The sequence below is a fragment of the Porphyromonas canoris genome (assembly GCF_000765975.1).
GTDB classification, from domain to species: Bacteria; Bacteroidota; Bacteroidia; order Bacteroidales; family Porphyromonadaceae; genus Porphyromonas_A; species Porphyromonas_A canoris.
Genome location: NZ_JQZX01000021.1, coordinates 1 through 22,378, shown reverse-complemented (window position 1 = coordinate 22,378; position 22,378 = coordinate 1). Strand labels below are relative to the sequence as shown.

The 22,378-nt window shown below is 46.4% G+C and carries 13 protein-coding genes; 10 read left to right on the top strand and 3 right to left on the bottom strand.

Features of this window, described 5'->3' with window-relative positions:
- Positions 1-16 precede the first annotated feature (16 nt).
- Genes HQ29_RS09560 through sov form a run of 4 tightly spaced genes read left to right on the top strand, consistent with a single transcriptional unit; the run spans position 17 to position 10,224 of the window.
- On the top strand, positions 17-2,509 hold the full coding sequence (locus tag HQ29_RS09560; RefSeq protein ID WP_052090065.1) for a glycosyltransferase family protein: 2,493 nt from the start codon (positions 17-19) through the stop codon (positions 2,507-2,509).
- Between the two features lie 11 nt (positions 2,510-2,520).
- A complete protein-coding gene (locus HQ29_RS09555; RefSeq protein WP_036848448.1) occupies positions 2,521-3,291 on the top strand; it encodes a biotin--[acetyl-CoA-carboxylase] ligase in 771 nt (256 codons plus the stop codon).
- Between the two features lie 21 nt (positions 3,292-3,312).
- Complete coding sequence (gene ruvA / locus HQ29_RS09550; RefSeq protein WP_036869515.1) at positions 3,313-3,924, top strand: Holliday junction branch migration protein RuvA; 612 nt, start codon at positions 3,313-3,315, stop codon at positions 3,922-3,924.
- 42 nt (positions 3,925-3,966) lie between these two features.
- On the top strand, positions 3,967-10,224 hold the full coding sequence (gene sov / locus HQ29_RS09545; protein WP_161781580.1) for a T9SS outer membrane translocon Sov/SprA: 6,258 nt from the start codon (positions 3,967-3,969) through the stop codon (positions 10,222-10,224).
- 337 nt (positions 10,225-10,561) lie between these two features.
- Here the strand turns inward: sov and rnc are convergent, their stop codons facing one another.
- From rnc to HQ29_RS09530, 3 genes are all read right to left on the bottom strand, one after another.
- Complete coding sequence (gene rnc, locus HQ29_RS09540) at positions 10,562-11,344, bottom strand: ribonuclease III (RefSeq protein ID WP_052090064.1); 783 nt, start codon at positions 11,342-11,344, stop codon at positions 10,562-10,564.
- 19 nt (positions 11,345-11,363) lie between these two features.
- A complete protein-coding gene (gene fabF, locus HQ29_RS09535; protein WP_036848457.1) occupies positions 11,364-12,620 on the bottom strand; it encodes a beta-ketoacyl-ACP synthase II in 1,257 nt (418 codons plus the stop codon).
- 207 nt (positions 12,621-12,827) lie between these two features.
- A complete protein-coding gene (locus tag HQ29_RS09530; protein WP_036792572.1) occupies positions 12,828-13,073 on the bottom strand; it encodes an acyl carrier protein in 246 nt (81 codons plus the stop codon).
- Between the two features lie 162 nt (positions 13,074-13,235).
- Between HQ29_RS09530 and purN the strand changes: the two genes are divergently transcribed.
- From purN to HQ29_RS09500, 6 genes are all read left to right on the top strand, one after another.
- Positions 13,236-13,829 carry a phosphoribosylglycinamide formyltransferase gene (purN, locus tag HQ29_RS09525; RefSeq protein WP_036869512.1) on the top strand — a complete coding sequence of 198 codons (594 nt, stop codon included), beginning with the start codon at positions 13,236-13,238 and terminating at the stop codon, positions 13,827-13,829.
- Positions 13,822-16,656 carry an excinuclease ABC subunit UvrA gene (gene uvrA / locus HQ29_RS09520; protein WP_036869509.1) on the top strand — a complete coding sequence of 945 codons (2,835 nt, stop codon included), beginning with the start codon at positions 13,822-13,824 and terminating at the stop codon, positions 16,654-16,656. Before purN ends, uvrA begins: the two co-directional genes overlap by 8 nt.
- Positions 16,657-16,688: 32 nt before the next feature.
- Positions 16,689-17,975, top strand: coding sequence for a DUF2851 family protein (locus HQ29_RS09515; RefSeq protein ID WP_036869507.1), 1,287 nt, complete (start codon positions 16,689-16,691; stop codon positions 17,973-17,975).
- 168 nt (positions 17,976-18,143) lie between these two features.
- Entirely contained in the window at positions 18,144-19,742 is a 1,599-nt protein-coding gene (locus HQ29_RS09510) for a GDSL-type esterase/lipase family protein (RefSeq protein WP_052090063.1), read from the top strand.
- Positions 19,645-20,406 carry a GDSL-type esterase/lipase family protein gene (locus tag HQ29_RS09505; protein ID WP_082226877.1) on the top strand — a complete coding sequence of 254 codons (762 nt, stop codon included), beginning with the start codon at positions 19,645-19,647 and terminating at the stop codon, positions 20,404-20,406. The genes HQ29_RS09510 and HQ29_RS09505 overlap by 98 nt, the downstream gene beginning before the upstream one ends.
- Positions 20,407-20,420: 14 nt before the next feature.
- Positions 20,421-21,953, top strand: coding sequence for an MBOAT family O-acyltransferase (locus HQ29_RS09500; protein ID WP_036790848.1), 1,533 nt, complete (start codon positions 20,421-20,423; stop codon positions 21,951-21,953).
- Positions 21,954-22,378 lie beyond the last annotated feature (425 nt).

Genomic DNA, 22,378 nt, shown 5'->3' with positions numbered 1-22,378 from the left:
AACAGACAATATCAATATGAATATAAAAGAGTTCCTCAAACGTCCCTGGCTAATATCGGCAGCACTTATTCTTCTCATGGCCGGTATAGCGTTCCTATACTTTTTCCCTGCCAATGTAGAGGGAAGAATACTTTTCCAAATGGATGGATTGGGAGCTTCCGGTATGGCTCAAGATGTAAGAGAATACCGACAAGAGACAGGAGAGAACTCTCTCTGGACAGAGAGCGCATTCGGAGGCATGCCTATGTATCAGATATCTCCGACATATCCATCCGCATCAAACCTGAAGACGATAGGTGATCTCTACAAGCTGAAGAAGCCTTTTGATCTGATGCCGGGAGATAGTTATCTGCTCTTTGCTATGCTTCTTGGGTTTTACATCTTCATGCGTGCATGGGGAGTGAAAAGGCTTTCCTCTTTTGCAGGAGCAGTAATGTGGACATTCTCATCCTACTTCATCATCCTTATAGATGCCGGGCATATATGGAAGCTACTTGCTCTCATGTATATTCCACCCACTATAGCCGGCTTGGTGCTACTCTATAAACGTAAGAAATGGCTGCTTGGAACATTCGTAATAGCCCTCTTCTCCGCCTTACAGATCTACTCCAATCACATACAGATGAGCTATTACTTTGGTTTTCTAATGCTGGCTCTGGTGATAGGATGGGCGGTAGAAGCTTATAGGTCTAAAGCGTGGAAGCCTTTCCTCTTGGCTACTCTGCTTGCTTTTGTTGGAGGACTTATAGGAGTGGCGACAAATGCAACCAATCTTTATCATACCTATAAATACAGCAAGGAGACTATGCGAGGTGGTAGCGAATTAACACCTAAAGCAGATGATGGACAAGAGCACACGACTACAGCCGGAGGTCTTGACAAAGCTTATATCACGCAGTGGAGCTATGGTATAGATGAGATGCTTACTTTCCTCATACCGGATGCCAAAGGAGGCTATTCTACTCAGATTGGGACATCGAACAGGGATATGCTATCGGAGATACAAGAGCCATACAGACCTTTCGTTGCTCAACAAAACAGATATTGGGGCGATCAGCCCTTCACGGCAGGGCCTGTATATGTCGGTGCTGTCGTACTCTTTCTTTTCTTTCTTGGGCTTTTGATTGTCAAAGGACCTGTTAAATGGGCTGTGGCAGGAGCAACTCTTCTCACCGTGATGCTCTCTTGGGGACATAATATGATATGGCTGACGGATATTTTCATCGACTATTTCCCGATGTATAACAAGTTCCGGACACCATCATCCATACTTGTCGTGGCCGAGTTTACCATACCATTTCTTGCCATTTTAGGACTTACGAAATGGATACAGACCCCTAAAGCACTCAAGACATACAAGAACGAGTATATTATCGCAGCGGCATTGACAGGCGGAGTAGCTCTTATCTTTGCTCTCTTTCCCGGACTATATGGCGGATTTTTAAGCGATGAAGAGCAAAGAATATTAGCCCCCTATATAGCACAAAACCAAGAATTTCAGATAGCGGTCGGGGAGCTAAGAAATATCCGAGAAGCTCTGTTCACCGCAGATGCTTGGAGAGCGGTGATATTCTCCCTTTTAGGCATGGCTGTTTTGGCAGGGTCAGCCTACGGCAAGCTGAATAAAACACTGACCGTTGCTGCCGTTACCATATTGGCGATTGTCGATCTTTGGAGCGTGGATAAACGTTACCTGAACGACGAGAAGTATCATGACGCCAACAGACTAATGGAGCAAACCTATGCTAAAACCGAAGCAGACAAGTATATCCTGCAAGACACAACCGATTATAGGGTAATGAACTTGGCTGTAAACACCTTCAACGATGCCACAACAAGCTACCATCACAACTCTGTCGGAGGCTATCATGCAGCGAAGTTGCAGCGGTATCAGGATCTTATAGAGAGTTACCTCTCCAAGATGGATAGAAATATTCTGCGAGCTCTCAATACCAAATACTACATTCTGCCCGACTCTCTTCGAGGACTAAGCGTGGTAGAAGATTCTCTGGCTTATGGCAATGGTTGGTTTGTTTCCTCTGTAAAAAAGGTAAAAGGAGCGGACGAAGAGTTTAAGGCTATCGGAGAAAATAATCTGAGAGAGGTTGCCGTCATAGAGCAGACTTACCTGCAAGACTTAAAAGGGAAGAAGAGCTTTGAGACAGATAGCACAGCCACCATATCTTTAGTAAGCAAGCTCCCGAACAGAAAGGTGTATCGTACTAGCAACAAAGCAGATGGCTTAGCTGTTTTTTCCGAAATATTTTATAAAGATGGCTGGAATGTTACCATAGACGGAGAGACTGCGAAGCTGTTACGAACCAACTATATTTTGAGAGCATTACCCATACCGGCAGGGGAGCATACCATTGAGATGTGGTTCGATCCTGCTTCTGTTCACACAACAGAGCGGATAGCATCCGTTGCCGGCTGGATTATCCTGCTACTCATGGTGGCAACCATCGGTTTTGCAGGAAGCAAATACATAAGAAGAAGAAAATCAGAATAAAGAAAGCGACTATGAAAGAGACAATGCCAACCCCTATTTATCTTAAGACTACCACCTCTACCAACAACTATCTGCGTGCTTATTTGGAAGAGCATCCGGATACAGAATGTTGGCAGGTAGTCTACACGGACAACCAAACAGAGGGAAGAGGTCAGCGAGGGAATATATGGGTATCGGAACCGGGAAAGAATCTCACAATGAGTTTATTCTTCCGCAGCAGCAAGCGACGAGAAGAGTTTCACCCTTTTGATATTTCAGTATTTACCTCTTTAGCTATACGAACAGTCATAAAAGAGTATATCCCCAGAGGGAAGAAAGTATCCATCAAGTGGCCCAATGATATATTTGTAGAGGATAGAAAAGTAGCCGGAGTACTCATTGAGAATGAGTGGGAAGGTTCCGAATTCAAACAAGCGATAGTGGGTATCGGTATCAATATCAACCAACTCCTGTTCGACCCCAAAGATGCACCCAATGCCACTTCCATTCTGATAGAAAGAGAAGATGGAAAAGAGGTGGATATCTACTCTTTTATGATACGATGCACGGAAGAGATCATCAAGATATGGCGACAGATGAAGGTAGATTTTGTTTCTCCGAGGGACGAATACAACAATCTTCTCTATCGAAAAGATGGACGTCTGCATGAGTTTGAAACAGCCGAGGGGACTCTTAAGCTACTCGTAGAAGGTGTAGATGTGGATGGTATGTTGCGTCTGTATGATCCGACAACCGATGTCAGACGTAAATTTGCATTCAAAGAAGTAAGCTATATCCTGTAATCTCTAAGCTATCTCATCTATATGATCGAATACATCAAAGGTTCCATAACATCCCTACATCCGACTACTGCGGTGGTTGAAGTCTCCGGCATAGGATATGAAGTACATATTTCGCTCTTTTCCTACAATCTTCTCCAGAAAGTTCAAGAGAGTAAAATCTACATCCATGAGATAATTCGAGAAGATGCACACGATCTTTTCGGATTTGTTCAGCCCGAAGAGCGAGCGCTTTTCCGCCTGCTTATCACGGTAAATGGAGTTGGAGCAAACACAGCAAGGCTGATACTATCCTCCTATTCTCCCGGAGAGCTTTCCCGACACATATCCTTAGGCAACGATACAGCCCTGAAAGGGGTAAAAGGTATAGGGGCTAAGACCTCCCAAAGAATCATTCTTGACCTGAAGGATAAGATCACCGGAATCATTCCGGCAGAACAGTTTGCCGGAACGGCAGAGGTGATAGAAGATATAGATACCGCAGAAACACAAGCAGAAAAAGAGGAAGCGGTAAGTGCTTTTGTCGTTCTCGGCTATCCTCGTGCTGCTGCCAAGAAAGTGGTAGATACGCTTTTCAAGAAATATCCGGAGCTTTCTCTGAACGAAAAAATAAAGAAAGGGCTCACGATGCTCTAAAAACAAAATCAAGTGTGGGGCAGTAAGAGAGATAAACATCCATTGTGCCTTTTAAGACGCACACTCTTGGCTTTGGGAGCTTTGTTCTGTATCTCATTGCCGCTTACTGCTCAGACCGATACTCTTGTTGTATCTGCTTCCAAATCCAAGTTTTATATCCGACCACTTGGAAATGCGGGAGTAGCGACAGGAATAAAAACAATAGAAAATCTCAATCCGACCCTCCCCATGCATTTACGCAAGAGGAGGGTCTTTAATTTTGAAAACAACCTTGACCTTATACTTGAAGCAGGTATTAAAGACAGGGTAAAACTGCAAGTCGGATTCAATAACAGCTCCCCTTTTGCTCGCAAGCAACGTTTACTCAAGTTGCAGTATATGGGACTTGAAAACGACCCCTTGAGGAGTCTTGATGCAGGATATTTTGACTTTCGCAGCGAAAACTCCCTGATCCTTCCCATGGGAAACCTCATGGGATTGCGTTCTATTTGGAATATAGGACACTTGGAAGTAGAGGCTTTTGCCTCCAGGCAGGAAGGAGAGAGCCGAACAATCCACAGGGAGAACGCCTCTCAAGAGCGACACTCTTTCTCTTTAAGAGCTTCCGACTACGATTTCCGAAAGCACTTCTTCCTCTCTCCCGCATTCCGAGATGCGTTTCCCGATGCAATGCATTCTATTCCGATACTCTCCTCTCCCTACACGGTGGAAGAGGTAGAAGTATGGATTACCAGTCGTTATACTGTCATGGAGGATGTAAGAGATATTGTCGCTTTCACTCCCAAGCTCGGAGAGATGCGCGCCTCTTTGATAAAAAAGTATGAAGCGACACTGCAAGACAAACAGGTGGAAGAGGCAGAAGCCATCCTCTCATCGGAAGATCCACAGAGCTTTTCCGTGATCAGAAATGCTCGAAGAATGATGCCCTCGGAGTACAGCCTCCATCCCTTACTCGGCATACTCTCTCTAAAAAGAGCTCTTGCTCCGGACGAACTGCTCGCTGTATCTTTTCGGTACCACCATCAAAACGGAGGCGAAGAGGTGGGACAGCGATCTATCTCATCTGCCAATAAATCTTCCGTCATAGTGGGACAGCTTCTATCGGCATGGGATAAGTCTCCCAACCATCCCACTTATCCTCTGATGCTAAAGAATATATACACTCTCACACCGGGAGGAGGAGTAGAACCGGATAAGGTAAAAGTGGATCTTCTCGTAATGCCACATGGAGAAAGTGTGGAGAGTCGCTTTATCAACCAACTCTCCTTGGCTACTCTTCTCAAGCTGGACTTTGCCAAACCGGACGGCACACAAGGGACAGACGGCATACCCGACCTGCTCACGGATATATCCTACATAAAAGAGACAGGCTCTCTTTTGTTTCCCCTCTTGGAGCCTTTCGGTAAAGATTTGGAGCAACTGCTGGGAGGCTCCTCCCCCTATGCCTATCATGCACTCTACGACAGCACTCTTACCGTGGCAAAGCGGCAAAAAGAGAAAGACCGGTTCTTTCTCCGAGGATATTATGAACGAAGTGGAGGCACGGGAGAAATATTGTTGGGAGCCACCAATATCCCTCAAGGAAGCGTAAGGGTAACAGCAGGAGGAAGACCTCTGACAGAGCATAAAGACTACACTGTAGACTATCTCTCCGGAGTGGTACATATTACAAATCCGCTCATTCTCAAAGCAGAACTTCCGGTAGAGGTCAATATAGACGATCCGGCACAGCGGTTCAAGAAGAAGAAAGACCTCATCGGATTGGAAGCCCGATGGGCTCCCGTCAAAGGTCTCTCCTTGACCTCTTCACTGCTCCACTACGATGAAGAGAGCGCACTATCCCGAACTTATTTGGGACAGGAAGAGGTGGAAAATCGCATGCTCGGCTTCTCTCTTCGCTACGATACGGATCTCCCGAAAGTTCATGCCTGGATAGAGCGCATCAGTGGCAAGACACACGATGCTCCGTCCCGATTCTCCGTAAAAGGTTCTTATGCCAAACTGTGGAGCAGACTGAAAGGAAGAAACGGAGAGATCATCATAGACGACTTTGATACCCCTACTCCCTACGTAGATCTCACCTATCCCGAAGCATGGCATCTGGGTTCGGCTCCCTTTTTACAGCAGCAACTTTTGGATCCCGTTAAGCAAAACTATACCAGATCTCACCTTTCATGGTATAGAATAGACCCCATGTTGCAGTACGAATGGAGAGAAGCGGGCTACCCTTTACCCCAAGGAGCTCATCCCGGCATCTTTCATCTTCAAAGAGAAGTAAGTGTCAGCGAACTCTTTCCATCTCGTCATACCGAAACTCTTACCTCTTATCTGCCTGTTCTGAACCTCTCTTTCTATCCGATGGAGCGAGGCAGTTACAATCTCAATCCGGACTCATTTTCTCCCAAAGAGCAGTGGGCAAGTATCATTCAACGTCTTCCTTTCTCCGATTTTGAAGAAGAAAATATCGAGTACATGGAGTTTTGGATGATGGATCCTTATGTCGGAAAGCCGGACAAAGAGTATGGCTCCGGACGGTTGGTCATAGACCTCGGACAGATTTCGGAAGATATTCTCAAAGATGGTACTATCGGAGCAGAAAATCTACTCCCCACACCCGAAAACCCCAATAAACCTTTTATCTCCACCGTATGGGGCAAAGCCGGAACGGGACGCATTCAGACCAAAGCATTCAACTTTGAAAACCTTGATGAGGTCAAGGCTCAGGATGTCGGCTTGAATGGCATCAGCTCGCAGGAAGAGCAGAGTCATCCGCTGTATGCCTCTTTTTTACAGGCATGGAAAAACAGCCTCTCCCAACAGGCTCTTCGGGAAGAGATGCTCTACCCATTCTCTCGGCTCCACTCTCCATCCGGGGACAGATACCTCTCTCCTCTTGATCCTTTCTGGCTTTCACTGCCTCAAACGTCTCTTCTGTTTCGGCATAAGTACATCAACGGAACAGAAGGAAACTCCCTTCCCGGTTACGATCCGTCCGGCAGGGCATTGGCTGCAACGCTCAATCCCGACAGCAAAGATCTGGACGGGAATCACTCTCTGCTCGATAAAGAGAGCTTTTTCCGCTACACCATTCCTCTTTCTCGTCAGGCACTCTCTTCGGGAGAAGCTTATGTGGAGAGCTTTGTGGAGACACCCGTGAAACTGCCTGACGGAAGCCAAGAAAATATTCGCTGGTACAAAATCAAAATTCCTCTCAAGTCCTATGGCGAGTTGGTCGGCAATATTTCCGACTTCCGCCACATTCCGTTCGTTCGTCTCTCCATCACCGGATTTGAAGAGGAGATCCACCTGAGGTTTACGGGATGGAAGCTCTCCCAATCCGAATGGAGGGCTGCCTCTGTTCTCTCCGAGTCGGGCATACAATCCTCGTCCGCCGTTTCGGCTGTCAGCAGTGTAAGCATAGAGGAAGACTCCGGTTGCCTGCCTGTTAATTACATTTCTCCGCCCGGCATTTGGAGAGAGCGCGAAGAGGGTGTGCACACCACCTATGTGCCTGATGAGAAAGCTCTCGCCCTGCAAATAAAAAATCTCGAACCGGGTGCCATTTCCGGTATTTACAGAACACTCTCCACAGATTTGAGAGATTACGAAAGGCTGACCCTCTTCACCCACGCAGAAAATCTCAAAGAGGCGATAGAGCAGGCAGGAACCGGAGATATACGTTTATCGTTCAGAATAGGGGACGACCACTCCGAGAACTACTACGAGTACGAAATCCCTCTTTCGATAACCTCTCCCGGAAAGTACAATAATAACTCCGCCTCCGACAGAGAAGCCGTCTGGCCGCAAGCCAACTATGTGGATATTCTGCTCGAAGAGTGGACGCAGCTCAAAGCCGAACGCAATACCGCATTGGTTTCAAACGGAATCTCCATTGGCACTCCCTATGCCAAGCAGAAAGGAGAAGCCGTTTACAGGGTAAAGGGAAATCCGAACCTCGCAAACATCCGTACCGTCTTTATCGGTCTTATAAACGCCTCTGCCACCCCAAAAGATATAGAGTTGTGGTGCAACCATTGGAGTCTGAAAGGCTCTTCTCTATCTTCCGGAAGCAGTATGGAGCTGGATAGCTCTCTTTCTCTCGGTAATATAGGCAACGTCTCTTTCCGTGCAAGAGAGCGGACACCCGGCTTCGGCTCTATCAATGAAATGTACAGCCGTAGAGACCGAAGCCATAAAAGAGAAAAAGAGTGGAGTGCCAACCTGCAAGCAGGAGAGCTGTTTCCTGCCTCGTGGAAGCTCTCCATCCCTCTCTTTATACGCCAAAGCAGGGTACACTCGACACCCGAATATGATCCGGTACAGGGGGACATACGCACCAACGAAGCATCTGAAAAGATTTCATCGGAGCGAGTGTTGCTCACGACAATATCTGCTCCCGATATAGGCTGGAAGCTGAGAAGCAAAAGTCCCATGCCTTACGACCCGTCCAACATTCGCTTCTCCTTTTTTCTTCAAAGGCATACGGCGGAAAATGCGCTCTCTCTTTTCGACAACAGAGAGCACGCCAAGCTCTCCTTGGAGTACGACTATATCGCCCCACGTAAAACATTTACCCCCTTGTCTCTACAAGTGTGGCCTACTCGTCTGTTCTATAAAAACAGCATGGAAAGGCTGTACGGCGAACAGCAGGAGCGTGCAAGAACACAGCTTCTACCCCCCATCCGTCTACACCATAAATGGGATTGGATGCAGGACTTTAAGCTGGAGTGGCAACTCTCGCCCAGGCTCTTCTGGAAGTGGGAAAGCGGTCATCGGGCACTCATACGGGAACCATATCTGAGAGTGAATCGCCATTTTGCAAAAGCAGACTACGATGTGTGGAGAGACTCTGTACTGCATGAGATCAAACAGTGGGGCGATCCTTATATGCACACTACCGCTACCGAGATGGCGTACACACTGCCTCTCCAAGAGATCAAGTGGCTCAAACGATCGGTTCACGGCTCTCTGCGCCACATCAGTTCCGCCTCATGGCAGAGAGGAAACCGGTCGGAAAAGCTCTTTTCGGGGCATCAGCTCTCCGGCAATGCTCGAACGGAATTGTCGGCAACGCTGTCTGCCGAAGCACTTTACAGAGCCATCTTTCCTCAAGATGAGGGTTCGTGGAGCAGGGGCAACAGCTCCGGCAAATCCTTTTGGCGCAGTCTCCCTTATACCATTCGCAGGTTCATCCTCCACAAGCAGTGGCAAACCTCCTCTCGCTATCCACACCTGAAACCCAAAGTGAGCGGACTCTTCGGAGAACAGCTCCGGGACGACACCGGAAGCCGTACTCCCATATTCTCCTACCTGTTGGGGTTGGAGCACAGCTCCAAATTCAGAGACGCTCTTCTGCATGGCGGAAATCTCCTGCAAGGAGCTACGCACAACTCCCCATCCACCCTCTATTACAGAGAGGAACAGACGCTTACGGCACAGCTCTCCCCGTGGAACGGACTATCCATAGATCTTCTTCTGCATTCCGCTTTCGATACCAAACAGGATCTCTACACACAGGGCAGTAGTCCGGCTCTTCGCCGACACACTTCTACACAAAGCTCCTCGATTCTCTTTTTGAAGTCTCATCAAATTCCGGAAGAACTCACCACCGTGTCCTCCATACCCCTTCTGCCCTCTTGGGAGATAAGGTGGCAACTCCCTCTCGACGGCTCCTCCCGATGGCTTCAACGGCTCTCTTTACGGCACAGCTACAGAGGTCTATCCACCAGAGCAGATGCGGACATCCGGGCATATCCTACGACAATAAAAGCTCCTGCCCTTGCTCCGGAGAGGTACGAAGTGAAAGCGGATTTCTTCCCCCTTATCGGGGTGGATGCTTCTCTCTTCAACTCTTTCACCTGCATCTTCCAATACAACACCGGAAAAGGATTTCTCTATTCGGGTTCATCGGGACGAGTGATAGAGAGTGCGCAGAACGAGCTGCATCTGTCTCTCGATTACAGAGTATCCGGACTGAACAAAGTCTCTTTCAGACTTCTTCCTTCTCTGAAGCCGCAAAAGCAAGAGCTGTCTTTCCATCTCTCTTACCGCCGATCCGAAAAGCTCTCTTGGACCTATCTTCGCAAGGACAACAGCTCCGGTGTGCTCTTTTCAAATCCGGAAGCAACGCAAGGACTGCGGACGCATAGCCTGAAAACAGCTGTGGAGTACGCTTTGGGAAGCGACTTCTCGGTAAGGCTCTTTTATGACCGAGACCTTACCACACCTCTCATCTCTCCGGTTATGTTTCCCACCTCTCTCTCCTACCTCGGCATCATGTTTAAGGTCGGCTTCCGCTAAGATCTCTTTCGGATCACGGAATGCAAACATATAAAATGGCATTGAAGCCTATAAAAAGATCTCCCAAACAGGTTCAAAACAATTTCTATATAGGGTAAAAAAGAAAAATCAAACTTTGATTTCTAAAAATCGAAGTTTGATTTCCACCATTCAAGGCTTGATTTGTACCAACCAAAACTTGATGCTGTTTTCCGATAAGCTTTATCGGGAGTATCGAATAGGTTCAAGTAAACTTGTGAACAGGTTCAGATCATCTTCATAAACGCTCTATACAAAAGCTCTGTTCCCTCCGAGCAGAGACTTTGACCCGATGAGCAGTAACATCGTTCGCACGGAGTTAGTGGATGGAGGCTTGCGGCTGATGATCCTGCAAGAGAGAGAGATCTTCCTGATACTTCTTGATCAGCTTTATTGCATCCTTTGAAGCATTCTGGTGAGCTATCTTTTTGTTGTGTCCCACCCCTATCGCCAAAGGCTTTTGTCGCCCATCGGTGAAGATGGCACAGCGGTGCATCAGTCCGAGATTGGGATCGACGAACGAGTCCAAATCGCGATACTCATAGTCTATCTTGTTTCGCTGCATGAAGATGATGAACTCCGTCTTGAAGTTTTCCTCCTTCACGGAGGTCTTCTCTATGTTCTTGACATCTATGACAACGTGTTTGAGGACAAACTTACGGGCAGCATCGTACCCTTTGTCCAGATAGATGGCTCCGACCAAAGCCTCAAGACAGTTTCCGAGAGCGGCACTGCCTTGCTTGTCCAACCCCTTGGAGGAGTGCAGGTAATGCTCCAGCCCCAGCTTTTGAGCCACATGATTGAGATTGTTCCTATTGACCAGGATAGAACGCAACGAGGTAAGCTGCCCTTCGGACTCCTCCGGATAGAGGTCAAACAGCGCATGCCCGACAACGAGAGATATGACGGAGTCTCCCAAGTATTCGAGTCTCTCGTTGCTCTCACGCCTTTTGCCCCTTGAAGCAGACCTGTGCGTAAATGCCGTGGTATAGAGTTTGAGATTTCGAGGTTTATACCCGATAAGCTGTTCTAAACGTAAGTAAGGCTTCCCTGCCGAACGGTTGAGAAGCCTTATCTTACGTTTTAAGAAACTACAAATCATGAGCTTCTGTATCTTTTTGTCAAGAGTTATACTTCTTGAATATCACGCTGGCGTTGTGTCCTCCAAAGCCAAAGGTGTTTGAAAGAGCACAGCGAACAGGGCGTTCTTGCTTGGTGTTGAAGGTGAAGTTGAGCTTATAATCTATCTCTTCGTCTTCGTCTCCCGCTTCGTGATTTATGGTAGGAGGTACAACATCATTCTTTACGGAAAGAACGGTGATAAGAGATTCGATCGCTCCTGCAGCCCCTAACAAGTGTCCTGTCATAGACTTTGTAGAGCTGATATTGAGCTTATAAGCATGATCGCCGAACACTGCCTGTATAGCCTTTACTTCCGAAACGTCTCCGACCGGAGTACTTGTTCCGTGAACGTTTATGTAGTCTATGTCTTCCGGCTTAAGCTCTGCATCTTCCAAAGCGTTCCTCATTACCAACTTTGCTCCCAAGCCTTCCGGGTGAGAAGCAGTAAGGTGATGAGCATCTGCGGAAAGCCCTGTTCCGGCAACCTCAGCGTAGATCTTCGCTCCTCTTGCCAAGGCATGCTCCAACTCTTCAAGGATAAGCACTGCACCTCCTTCGCCCATGACAAATCCGTCACGAGACTTACTGAACGGACGAGATGCACCCTTAGGATCATCATTGCGGGTAGAAAGGGCTTGAAGTGCATTGAAACCTCCAACGCCGGATACACAGATAGTGGCTTCCGATCCGCCTGCCACAATCATGTTTGCCTTACCCAAACGGATATAGTTGAAGGCATCGGAGATGGCATTGGTAGAGGATGCACAAGCACTTACCGTAGCAAAGTTGGGACCGCGAAAGCCATACTTCATGGAGATATGGCCTGCTGCAATATCCGCTATCATCTTCGGGATAAAGAAAGGACTGAAGCGAGGAGCTTTTCCGGGCTCGTATTGCATGATCTCTTCTTCAAATGTACGAAGACCACCAATACCGGCAGCGAAAATGACTCCAACCTTATCCAAATCTTCTTTCTCTATATCTATTCCGGCGTCCTTGACAGCTTCATCCGCAGCAACAAGGGCAAACTGTGCATATCTATCATACTTACGCACTTCTTTTCTGTCGAAATAGCTCATAGGATCAAAGCCTTTAACCTCGCAGGCAAACTTTGTCTTAAACTCGCTTGCATCGAACAGCGTGATAGGTGCTGCCCCAGATTCTCCATTGAGCACAGCAGCCCATGTCTCCGGAACATTATGTCCTAATGGTGTTATGGCTCCGAGGCCTGTAACTACGACTCTTTTTAGTTGCATTTTAATAGGTTCTTGTTTAAGTATATAATATAATGTGTTGTCTTTTCCTCATCAAAGTTACTAAAAAGAAAATACTGCAGAAACACCACTATAATACCCTGACATTATGAGGGAGTGGGTTCATGCAGTATTCTCCTTTTATTAAGAAAACAAACCTCTGCCTATATGGAAATAAAGTAAGAAGAGGTTCCGATCAGATCGTAGTGCTTACGCTTGAAGCTTAGCTGCGATGTGATCCATAGCATCACCCACAGTCTTGATGTTTTGAGCTTCTGTATCGTCGATGCTGATACCGAAAGTCTTTTCAAAGTCCATGATAAGCTCTACTGTATCCAATGAGTCAGCACCAAGATCATTAGTGAAGCTTGCAGTTGCTGTTACTTCAGATGCTTGAACGTTTAGCTTATCTACGATAATGTCCACTACTTTCTTTTCCAATTCTGTTCTGTCCATAATTCTTTTAATTATAGGTTTATATAAATACTTTTTTCTGTCTATCTTTGTTTGCAAAAGTAGAGAAAAAAGTTTTAGTAGCGCAATATTTATGCTCATCAACCGCATAAATGTGCTATATTTAACTCTCAAGGCGCAAAAATAACTCAAATTAACATCAATATGCTTAGTAGGCTTGTCATTTTTGCTTCAGGTAGTGGTTCCAATGCAGAAAATATTATTCGTTATTTTCGATCCTCTCAAAAGAAAAGTAAGACCGAAGTTGTAGCGGTTGTATCCAATAACAAAGATGCGTATGTCCATCGACGTGCAGAGAGTCTTACCGTACCATCCTACACGCTCAGCACAGCAGATCTTACCAAAAATCCGGAAAATCTGATGATGCTTCTACAAACCTTGAAAGCAACACACATCATTCTGGCAGGCTACCTCCTGCTTATCCCCGAATGGTTATTGGCTGCATTCCCCGGGAAGATCGTGAATATACACCCGGCTCTGCTGCCTGCGTATGGCGGCAAAGGCATGTACGGACATCATGTACACGAAGCAGTGGTAGCCGCCAAGGAGAGTAAGTCGGGAATAACCATACATATCATAGACGAAGAGTACGACAAGGGAAAGATTCTGTTTCAAGCAGAGGTCGAACTTAGTCCGACAGACACTCCCGATGATGTCGCACACAAAATATCGCTTTTGGAACAAGCACACTTTCCAAAAGTTATAGACGAATGGATAGAACACTCCTTCCATGAATGACAACTACATAGAAATAGCGGGAGCAAGAGTTAATAACCTCAAGAACATCTCCTTAAGAATACCAAGAAATCGCTTCATTGTCGTAAGCGGACTCTCCGGATCCGGAAAAAGTTCCCTTGCTTTCGATACTCTGTATGCAGAAGGTAAGAGGAGATATGTGGAGAGTCTTTCGGCTTATGCCCGACAGTTTGTGGGCAAAATGTCCAAACCGGAGTGCGATTACATCAAAGGGATTCCTCCGGCAATAGCGATAGAACAGAGAGTTACATCCCGTAATCCAAGATCGACGGTAGGAACATCCACCGAGATATACGACTATATGCGTATGCTTTATGCTCGTGTGGGAAAGACCATCAGCCCGATAAGCGGAAAGGAGGTTCAGCGCCACAGCACCGCCGATGTGTTATTGTTCATACAACACTCTCTTTCTGAAGGAGCAAGATATATGATCACGGCTCCGATCAAAATACCTGAGGGCAGAACCGTGGAGGCTCATTTGGGTATTCTTTCGGGTATTGGATACAGCAGGATTTTATTTGATGGAGAGGTTGTGCGCATCTCGGATATTCAAGATACCAAAGACCATTCCCTTTCAAACAGAATAAACAACGCATCCCGGCTATTCATCGTAGTGGACAGACTCTCTGCCATATCGGAATATGACGATAGCACACTCTCTCGTATCACCGATGCCATAGAGACCTGCTTCTTTGAAGGAAGAGGAAGCTGTATGATATTCCATCAGGAGAGCCCCGACAAGATTTGGCAAGAGACTCTGTTCAGCGACAGGTTTGAAGCAGACGAGATGGAGTTTGAAGAGCCTTCGGATAATATGTTCAGCTTCAACTCTCCGGTGGGAGCATGCCCAACCTGCGAAGGTTTCAGCAAAATAATAGGTATAGACCCGGAACTTGTCATACCTGATAAGAATCGCTCCGTTTATGATAACTGCGTGGCGTGTTGGAGAGGAGAGAAGATGTCGGAGATGCAAAGGGAGTTTATACAGAAAGCAGTAGAGAAATACGACTTTCCGATACATAAAGCATACAAAGATCTATCCCCAAAACAGCAGGATCTACTCTGGAATGGAGATGGAGAAATTTGGGGCATATACGACTTCTTCAAGTATTTGGAAGATCATCCAACCAAGATGCACTACCGCATTCTTTCGGCACGATATAAGGGTAAAACGACCTGTCCGACCTGCAAAGGCAAGAGGCTTAAGAAAGAAGCTCTATATGTCCAAGTGGGAGGAAAGAATATCGCCGAACTGGTAGATATATCTATCTGGGAATTGAAAGAGTTCCTGAACCAGCTAAAGCTTTCCCCTCATGACGAAAAGGTTGCAGGACGGATCTTGACAGAACTTCGGAACCGTGTTTCGTTCCTTGTCGATATAGGTCTTGGGTATCTAACCTGTTCTCGTACATCCAATACATTGTCCGGAGGAGAGACGCAACGCATTCATCTTTCCACTGCTCTTGGAAGCAGTCTTATAGGCTCTCTATACATATTGGATGAGCCGAGCATCGGTCTTCATGCCAGAGACACTCACCTTCTGATAGATGTTCTCCGCAGGCTGACAGATATAGGAAATACGGTGATGGTAGTAGAGCATGACGAAGATGTGATCTTATCCGCAGATGAAATTATAGACATCGGCCCGGATGCGGGAAGAAATGGAGGAGAGGTAGTCTATCAAGGTTCTCCTCACACCCTTCCGAAAACCAGCAGAAGCCATACAGTAGAATATCTTTCCGGAAGAGCTCAACTCTCTGTACCCGGGACCAGAAGAATATGGCAGCACAGTATCGGCATAAAAGGAGCACACATGCACAACCTTAAGCATGTAGATGTGGATGTCCCTCTACAAATCCTTACCGTAATAACAGGGGTAAGCGGCTCCGGGAAAAGTACTCTCATCAGAGAGATTTTATACGAAGGGGTTAAGAGAAGGCTGGAACAGGCATCAATGGAAGGCATTCTATGTGAAAATGTGGATGCTCCATTAGAATACATCGAGAGAGTAGAGTACGTGGATCAAAATGCCATAGGAAAAAGTTCACGCTCGAATCCCGTAACCTACGTAGGGGCTTATGATGATATCCGAAAGCTATATGCCTCTCTTCCGGCAAGCAAACAAATGGGATATACTCCGGCTCACTTTTCGTTCAACAAGGAGGGAGGAAGATGCGAAGCGTGTAAGGGAGAAGGCTCTATAACGGTGGAAATGCAGTTCATGGCAGATATTTCTCTTATCTGTGAGGAGTGTCATGGCAAAAGATTTCAGGATGATATTCTGGAGATCCGATTTGAAAATGTCTCTATTGCAGATCTGTTGGAGATGACAGTCAATCAAGCCATAGAGTTTTTCTCGGGACACAGCAAAAGCCATACTGAATGCAAAAAGATATCAGAGAAACTAACGGCTCTGCAAGACGTGGGTCTCGGGTATATAAAACTGGGACAAAGTTCTTCTACACTTTCCGGAGGAGAAAATCAACGCGTCAAGCTGGCATACTACCTATCCAACACCAATACGGGAAAGACCCTCTTCATTTTTGACGAACCTACCACCGGCTTGCACGTACACGATATATATAAGCTGATCAAGACCTTTGATGCTCTTATTGCACAGCAGCACTCCATCATAGTGGTCGAACACAATATGGAAATCATCAAGTGTGCCGACTACATTATAGACCTTGGTCCTGAAGGTGGAGATAAAGGAGGATATATCGTAGCCACCGGTACTCCGGAGGAGATAGCCCAATGTAAAGAAGGATATACAGGATATTTCTTAAAGGAAAAGCTTCATAAGTCTTAAGCTCAATAGCTATTCTCTCTACGCGAATAAAGATGAAATCTTGTCCCGAAACCTACCTGCATTATATCTGGAAGCATCGCCTTTACAGCTCTCTTACTACTGTGGATGGTATTGTCCCGGAAGTTCTTCATCCCGGAGAGCATAACCACGGGGCAGGGCCGGATTTTCTTTCAGCCAAGATCAGGATAGGAGAGGTTGAATGGGTAGGAGCTGTTGAAATTCATACCAATGCTTCCGAATGGAAACAACATGGGCACGATACCGACCCTGCCTATTCGGGAGTTATCTTGCACGTTGTCTTATCTCCCAATTCATCGGCACGCTCTGTTTCCGGATATGATATTCCCACTGCCGTAATGCAAATAGACTCTTCCGTACTGGGCAAACTCACGGATCTTAATATTAAAAACAGCTATCTCCGTTGCCTGCCCGAAGCTACAACTCTTCCGCCTAAAAGATGGAAATACCTTCAAGATCTTTGGCTTGTGGAGAGATTGGAGCAGAAAAGTAAAAAGGTACGAGAAATGGGGGAAGGGGCGGATTGGTCTCAGCGTCTTTACGTTCTCTTTCTGCGCTATATGGGTATGGGACACAACAATGGAGCGTTTGAACAGATAGCCAACTCTCTTCCACTCTCCTTTATTCGTAAGCACGCCAACCGAATTACCTCAATAGAAGCCATGCTATTGGGACAAGCGGGGCTTCTTGCAGAGCCATACTCAGATGAATATCATGCTTTTCTGGGACAAGAGTTTCTGTTTTATGCTCAAAAGTTCGGATTAACTCCCATGCCTAAAGGCTCCATCCGCTTTCTTCGACTTCGTCCCGTGGTTTTCCCGACACGCATGCTCGCTATATCGGCTGCAATTCTGCAAGATCACCATAGAGTAGAGCGACTGTTTTCTAATAATCCTTCCTACGCTATGCTGCTCTCTATTTTGGATGTAGAACCGAGTCCCTACTTCTGCCGACACTACCATTTCGGCAAACCGTCCGATAAAAAACTCAATGGATTGGGTACGGCAACGAAACAAAGCATTATCATCAATGTTTTCCTCCCACTGCTTTGGACTTACTATTCGGACACCATACAGAATGAAGCAAAACTAACCGAAAGAAAAAAGGAATTGCTGGATACCTATAAGCAGATAGCTCCCGAAAACAATCGAATAGTTCGCCTGTTTGAATCCCCCAATACCTTTGCTTCAATCTCCAATGCAGGAGAGAGCCAAGCCTTGATCCAACTCTACAAAAGCTACTGCATGGAGGGGCGATGTATGAATTGCCCCATTGCGGTACAGATACTGAGAGGAGAGTAACAGACTACTCTCAAAAGGGAGCAAGAGTTTCTTTCTAAAAAACTCTTTTAATACTTTAACTCTTTTGAGATAAGGCTGTTATCATGTACTTCGATATAAATGTGTAAATTTGCGCGAATAAAATAAGAAGACAAGTTTCACAAAGAAACCTCAGGATATAATCATTTAATGAGAAAAGATAAAAACTATCAGGTTCGAGTTCTTGCTCTACTATGGGTACTGCTTGGAGCTTTGGTTGCTCTTTACTTCCTCCCGGAAAAGATAGGCAGCCGGACTCTGAAACCGGTAGATATACTGTCTGATCTGCGAGAAGAGTCCGGTGATGAAAACGGAGATCTGACAGACGATATACTTCTTGCGGATGGCGATATACCTTCAGATGATAACGAAAATAGCGATCCGGATACACTTCTCTCAATACCTCCGGCAGATCCAAACGATGCAGATGATCTTTCCGAAAGAGGTCAGTACCTGAATGAAACGGATACCATAGATGGCACAACGGCAGAGCAGCTCGCTCCGGATACCAGACCCACCTATGATAGTCTGCTTAGAGCTACGAATACAGACACTTCGCTTACTCTCATCAGAGACTATACAGTAAACCGGCAAGGGATGCAAAAATTCTTCTCCAGCCTCAAGAACAGGGACAATCTCGGTCGTCCTGTGAGGATTGCCGTATTGGGAGACTCATTCATAGAGGGAGACATTTTTACGGATGCTCTCAGGAATCAGCTCCAGACCCGCTATGGTGGTTCGGGAGTAGGCTGGTTGGCTTTAACCTCTCAGGTTGCCGGCTTTCGGGCATCGGTACGACACGAATTCGGAGGATGGAAAACACACTCGTTGCTTGACAAATCTCCGTCAAAGCAGTCTATAACCGGATACTATCACACCTATTCGAGCGGTTCTCCCTGGGTCAAATACACACTTCCCGAAAGTGCAAAACCCATCGAACAGTCTTGGTTCTACTATAGAAGCAACGAAGATACGCAGATACAGGTTTCGGTTGGAGACAGTATCAGCAAACAGCTCTTGCCTGCAACGGAAGGAGTTGTTGTTGCTCACCTGCTCTATGAAGGTACGAGCAGAAGCGTGCGTCTGCGTGTAGATACGCCGAGTAGCAGCTTTGCGAGCTACGGTATTGCTTTGGATGGTAAGTCCGGAATATCTGTGGATAACTTTTCTTTAAGAGGCAACTCCGGGATACGCATCCTCTCAATAGACTCCTCGATCAATAAAGAATTTACGGACGCCCGTCCATACGACCTTATCATCCTTCAGTATGGGCTTAATGTGGCATCTGCAAAACAGACCAACTACTCCTCTTACATCAGTCAGATGCGTAAAGTCATCCGACAACTCAAACGCTCCAATCCTCGTGCAGACATTCTTCTCATGGGTGTTTCCGACAGAGGGCAGCGTTCTGCCGGCGGAGGAGCATCTACCATGCCGGGCGTTATTGCACTTCATCGCGCCCAAGAGCGACTTGCACAAGAAGAGCAGATCAGTTTTTACAGCCTGCTCGAAGCCATGCAAGAGCTTGGAGGCATAGCTAAACTGGCATCGCAGGGTGCTGCTGCCAAGGATTACACGCACTTGTCGCACAAAGGAGGGCGACTCGTGGCGACAAAATTTATGGAAGCATTTGATATTGAACAGAAGTACTATGACAAAATTAAACAAGAAAGTAGCCTTCTTGCTGCTTCTCATCTTTGGAATGTGGGGAGCTCAAGCGCAGACCAAGCTGCTTCATTTGGGAGATAGTCATATAAGATATGGCTATACAACTGCTCCTATCAAAGCTCTGTTGACGGACTTCTCGGTATCTTACACCGGAATAAACGGAGCAACCTTCTCCACCTTTACAGATCCGCAACAGATTCAAAACATCACGAAGATGCAGCCGGAAGTACTGGTTGTATCACTTGGAACAAACGACTCCTATACGTGGCGGTTCAGCGAATCCAATTTCAGACAACAGCTTGAAGATTTCACCTCTGCCATAACACAGGCTCTTCCTAACGTTCAGCTCTTTTTCACAACACCTCCTCCAAGTTTCTTGAAGCAGTCGAAGCGTATTCGCAATACCGGCAAGAAGAGCAAAAGAAAGTGGAGGACGACATACAGCTATCTCTTCAATCCCAATACCGCAAAGGCAGCAGCCATTATCCTCGATTTTGCAAAAAGCAACGGCTATGGCGTATATGACCTTTACCAACAGATCGGAACGGAAGAAGAAGCTCAAAGATGGGTCAGTAAAGGCTGGATGCATCAAGATCACATCCATTATACAAAGGAGGGCTATTTCAAGCATGGAGCATTGACCGCCGAGGCTTTACGACAGTTTCTCGACCAATCTTCTCATCCTTCTCTTATCTCATCCGACATGATAAGTGAAGTGAAGCTCTACAAAAAAGATACCTACTAACACCCCATAGCACAGTGAGCTTTTTAGAACACATAGATCTCTCACGCATCGGAGAAGTCCTAAAGTATGATCCGCAGGCCCCGCTGATCTTTTCCAGCGGGCTGTTCTTCTTCATGTTTCTTCTCTTCCTGCCTCTTTACTACCTGCTTCGCCGGCGAACATCTCTGCGCATCATCTACGTAGCCCTTTTCTCTTTGCTGTTTTACTACGAGAGCAGTGGCGAGTACGTTGTATTGCTGATGCTGGCTGCGACGAGCGACTTTCTCATCGGACACGCTTTATCTCGCAGCAGAGAGGGAGTAAGGAAGTATTGGGTCGCATTGAGTATGTGTATCAACCTTGGGGTGCTTGCCTACTTCAAATACTTCAACTTCCTTGGAGACATCGGAGTAACGTTACTGAACGAACTGGGACTGCTCGTCAATAAGCCCGAATGGATTCTGAAAGAGTGGACACTGCGCGACATCTTCCTGCCTGCCGGTATCTCTTTCTATACGTTCCAGACCATGAGCTACATCATAGACATCTATCGAGGGGAGGTGAAGCCTCTGAATCGCTGGATAGACTACCTGTTCTACGTTTCGTTCTTCCCTCAGCTCGTTGCCGGTCCCATAGTAAGGGCAAAAGATTTTGTCCCTCAAATCAGAAAGACACCCACTCTCGGCAGGACCGAATATGGCGAAGCTCTCGCACTTATCATCAGCGGTCTCTTCAAGAAAGCGATTATCTCGGACTACATCAGCCTCAATTTCGTAGACAGAATATTCGATGCCCCGGCTCTCTATACGGGATTGGAGAACCTGCTGGGTGCTTACGGATATGCGCTTCAAATATATTGCGACTTCTCCGGCTACTCGGATATGGCTATCGGTATAGCACTGCTTTTGGGCTTTAGATTCAACATCAACTTCGACTCTCCCTATCAGTCCGTCAATATCACCGAATTTTGGCGCAGATGGCACATTTCTCTCTCTTCGTGGTTGAAAGATTACCTCTACATCCCACTCGGTGGCAACAGGAAAGGACGCCTTAGAGCCTACATGAATCTCCTCATTACGATGCTTCTCGGAGGACTTTGGCACGGAGCCGCTCTGCGTTTCATCATCTGGGGAGCCCTTCATGGTATCGCATTGGCTGTTCATAAAGCATATCGGGAGCTTACTGTAAAGATCTTTGGAAAGCAACCCGAATCCAATTGGTTCAAACGAGTTGCCGGACGGCTTCTCACTTTTCATCTTGTTGTGGCGTCTTGGATCCTCTTCCGTGCCGATAACATGGAGGTCGTTCAAGCTATGTTCAAGCAGATATTCACCTCCTTTCACCCCGAAGTCTTCACTCAGTTTGTCGTAGGATACAAAGAAGTCTTTGCTCTTATGGTGCTCGGATTTGCTCTCCATTTCGTAGGACATAAGGGAGAAAAACGATTCCAAAACTTCATCAGCGAAACTCCTTTCGTGGTACAGGCACTTATTCTTGTAGGTCTTGTCTTCTGCGTCTTCCAGATAAGAAGCTCCGAGATTCAGCCGTTCATCTACTTCCAATTCTGATAAACGCACGACAAGCCTGTTTTAACCGAAACAAAGGATAAAAGAGCCTCTATCGAGAGTAAATTTTTATCGCTGTCCGGTAAAAATAGCGACCTACAAAGAATGGATGGTACCTCTTAAGACTCTTTCAGAATCTTTTGTACTAAAAAGGGAGAGCATAAAATATTAAAGACAGATTCGGACAGTGCCGGTGCAATAAGTATCGGCGCTGCTTTTTATTTGCCGTAACAGCAGCTCTGAACCCGATAAAAAGATGCGCTAAACAGCCTTTTAAGTTTGTTTTATCAGGTTCAGAGGTACAAACCAAGGCATGATTGGTGCAGAACAAGATACGAGTTGCAGCACTCAAGCGATGAATTGTGTCAGTCAAGGCATGATTTCAGACAGCAAAACTATTCAGAGGAAGTTTTATAAGCGTTTATCTC